Source organism: Allobacillus saliphilus, from assembly GCF_018138385.1.
Classification (GTDB): Bacteria; Bacillota; Bacilli; order Bacillales; family Alkalibacillaceae; genus Allobacillus; species Allobacillus saliphilus.
Window position 1 is genome coordinate 1 of the sequence record NZ_JAGSIE010000011.1, and the last position, 3,124, is coordinate 3,124.

The 3,124-nt window shown below is 38.0% G+C and carries 4 protein-coding genes; 2 read left to right on the forward strand and 2 right to left on the reverse strand.

Going from position 1 to position 3,124, the window contains the following annotated elements; genetic code table 11:
- Both KC820_RS13665 and KC820_RS04695 read right to left on the reverse strand, forming a co-directional pair.
- Nucleotides 1–56: helix-turn-helix domain-containing protein (locus KC820_RS13665; RefSeq protein WP_419465999.1), on the reverse strand; the 56-nt coding region annotated here is incomplete at its 3' end.
- A 168-nt stretch (nucleotides 57–224) separates the two neighbouring features.
- Nucleotides 225–494: a lipoprotein gene (locus KC820_RS04695; protein WP_144163338.1), complete on the reverse strand. Its 270-nt coding sequence runs from the start codon at nucleotides 492–494 to the stop codon at nucleotides 225–227.
- Nucleotides 495–1,112: 618 nt separating this feature from the next.
- On the opposite strand from KC820_RS04695, the gene KC820_RS04700 reads away from it, so the two are divergent.
- Together KC820_RS04700 and KC820_RS04705 are read left to right on the forward strand one after the other, a co-directional pair.
- Nucleotides 1,113–2,399: a purine/pyrimidine permease gene (locus KC820_RS04700; protein WP_212368663.1), complete on the forward strand. Its 1,287-nt coding sequence runs from the start codon at nucleotides 1,113–1,115 to the stop codon at nucleotides 2,397–2,399.
- An 85-nt stretch (nucleotides 2,400–2,484) separates the two neighbouring features.
- Nucleotides 2,485–3,006 carry a type 1 glutamine amidotransferase domain-containing protein gene (locus KC820_RS04705; protein ID WP_212368666.1) on the forward strand — a complete coding sequence of 174 codons (522 nt, stop codon included), beginning with the start codon at nucleotides 2,485–2,487 and terminating at the stop codon, nucleotides 3,004–3,006.
- Nucleotides 3,007–3,124 lie beyond the last annotated feature (118 nt).

Genomic DNA, 3,124 nt, shown 5'->3' on the forward strand with positions numbered 1-3,124 from the left:
ATTTCTTGTTGTTTATTGGGATAGATTCGAAATCGATAGGCTTTGTTTACCAGCAAGATTACTTCACTCCTAACAAGGAAACGTATGTTCTAATTATACACCACCAGCTTGTGTTTTGGGAAGTAATAACCTCATTTTCGGACAAGGAAGATGACTATTGTCATCTTTTGTCCGAAGGCGATTCATCTCCACCCTGGCTTCGCCTGAGGATGGAGTCTTCTCGCCTAAATCGATAAATATATATCATCTCGAAAATCAATATTACTCTTATCATTAAATCCTGTTCCCAGCTGTTCTTCAATGCTCTTCTCTGTACTATATGGCGTAAAAAGAAATGCTTTATCCCAGTCTACGTTAGTAAGTGATTGAATCTTGATCTCACTTTTACTCTCATCTTTCACAATCGAGTTAATGGTATCCTCCAAATCGGCATTACGCTGATTACATCCCACCAACACAAGTAACAAAACAATCAATACAGTGATCTTTTTCAAGTAAATTCAATCTCCCTTTCAATCATTTGAACGAACCATCTAGTCCAAACAACTGCGCTCGGTTTATAGAGAGTGTTCATTCCTCGGACCCCTGTTGGTTATTTAGGAGCCTTTCCACGTTCTTTTCTAATTCTTCAATTCTCGATTCTCGTTCTATAAAAATAGTTATAATTATGGCCAGAAAGAAGGCAAATATAGTTGCTGTAATGTATATATGTTCCAAGAAAAAACCAAGAAAAAATAAGAGAATCCAACTAATAATAAGGCAAGAACCGAATGTACCAATAAAGTCTTTCAAATTATCCCCCCTAAACTCAACAAGCGGACCCGTTTGCTGAAGATAAATGAACTCAACAATGTTCAAGTTCAATTAACTTTAGAGTAACATAATTAATTGAATTTTAAGAAAGAATATTAACTCCTTATTGTTTAATTGAAGCAATTATTAACAGCAAGATTTAACAGATCTTATTTTTTAAAAGGAAACCCAATCATTATCTACTCCTGTCCGGCATAAAAAAACCAATTTTTACACGAAAAACCGTTGGATTCTGTCGAATAAAAGGAGTATGCTAATGAATAGAAACAAACGAAGTATGCAGTCAGGAGGAAGTTGTTTTGTTTTCGATTATTCAATGGTTTGTGTTTTTATTAGCGAATGCCGTTGCGATTCCTATCGTGATTGGTCCTTTATTCGATATGAGTTCAATAGAAGTCATGCAATTAATGCAACGGACATTCTTCATCATGGGTGTTGCTTGTTTTCTGCAAGGATGGATTGGTCATAAAATGCCGATCGTTGATGGTCCTGCAGGTATTTGGGTCAGTACATTTGCGGTTTTTGCAGGTACGATTTCAACTGCAACTGGCTCGGCTGAAAATTCATTACGACTACTCGAAATGGCCATGATTTTAACGGGCATTTTTTTAATGCTATTTGGCTTATTCAAGATTTCCGGAAAAATTATTTCCATTTTCACCCCTCTTGTGACGGGTGTCTTTTTAACTTTATTGACTGTTCAATTGGGTGGCACGTTTTTGCAAGGGATGACGGGTGTTGCTGAATACGATGTTATTCAAATTGATGCGACAATCGTCAGCTTTATTACATTTATTTTAGTGTTGGTATTGTCGTTGTTTTCACACGGATGGAAGAAAAGTTATGCTGTTTTGATCGGAATTGTGGTTGGTTGGGTTGTATATGAACTTTTTATCGGGACAAGCTCCAAACAACCGAAGGGTCTTCAGATGATCTCAGCACCTGAATGGTTTGCTTGGGGAACGCCGATTTGGGATTGGAGTCTCATACCGATCGCACTCTTAACAGCTGTCATTTTACTTTCAAATATTGTCGCAGCTCTTTCTGCCGTTACAGATGTAAGAGAAGAAAAAGCGAGAGTTTCTTATGGGGATATGAATCGGTCTAGTTTTACATTAGGAGTAAACCATGGGATATCAGGAATTTTCTCAGGTATTGCCGTAAGTACTTTGGCCTCTTCAGCAGGGTTTTTAAAATTAACCGGTGAAAAAAGAATTCGACCATTCTTGATTGCTTCGGCTGTACTAATATTAGCCTCCTTTTTTCCGAGCATGATTTATTACCTAGCACAAATTCCAGCTCCAATTGCGAATGCGGCCTTACTAGCTACTTTTGTTGAGTTGATGGGCTTAGGAATTAAAAACTTATTTTCAAATCGATTGGATGACCGAAATACAACAATTATTACGGTTTCCTTATTAATCGGCTCAGGATTAATGTTCTTCCCAGCGGATAGTTTCTCGGGATTGTCTGATATGGTTCAACAAGTCGTCAGCAACGGGTTATTAGTCGGAACTGCTATCGCTGTTATTTTAGAGTTAATTTGGAAAAGACCTGAACAGCCAGCCGAAATTAACGAAGCATAATCATCCGTGATGTTTGAGTAGATGCTCATGTGGGAAACTTGTTTAATGTAGGCATAATCCTATATTTTAGAGGAGGATGTAATAAATGAGTAAAAAAATCGCATGTGTTATCACTGATTTATTCGAGGACATTGAATATACAGAGCCTGTAAATGCATTTAAGGATGCAGGCCATGAAGTGGTAACGATTGAAAAAGAAAAAGGGAAAGTCGTACAAGGTAAACAAGGTGAAACGGAAGTAGAAATCGACGCTTCCATTGATGACGTGAAACCAGAGGATTTTGATGCCTTGTTTATTCCTGGTGGTTTTTCACCTGACCAATTACGGGCAGATGATCGTTTTGTTGAATTCGTCAAACCGTTTATGGCCGACAAGAATAAACCGGTATTAGCTATTTGTCACGGTCCACAATTATTAATTACAGCAAAAACATTAGAAGGTCGTATGGCTACAGGGTATAAATCAATTGCACAAGATATGATTAATGCTGGTGCTAATTTCAAAGATGAAGAAGTTGTCGTGTGTCATAACGATCTCGTTACGAGCCGTAACCCAAACGATATTCCGGCATTCAACCGGGAATCGTTGAAAGTATTAAATGGTTAATCGTGAATAGTAAATAAAAGGTGTCCCATAAGAATGGGGCATCTTTAGTTTGCCCGGCATGGGTGAATTCTAACGGGTGAAAGTCCCGAGTGTGACCTGGTAGCGGTAAGCACATAGT

Bases quoted from the DNA above. Each gene is read 5' to 3' on its own strand.
- KC820_RS04705 (WP_212368666.1), top strand. From the start codon at position 2,485: ATGAGTAAAAAAATCGCATGTGTTATCACTGATTTATTCGAGGACATT.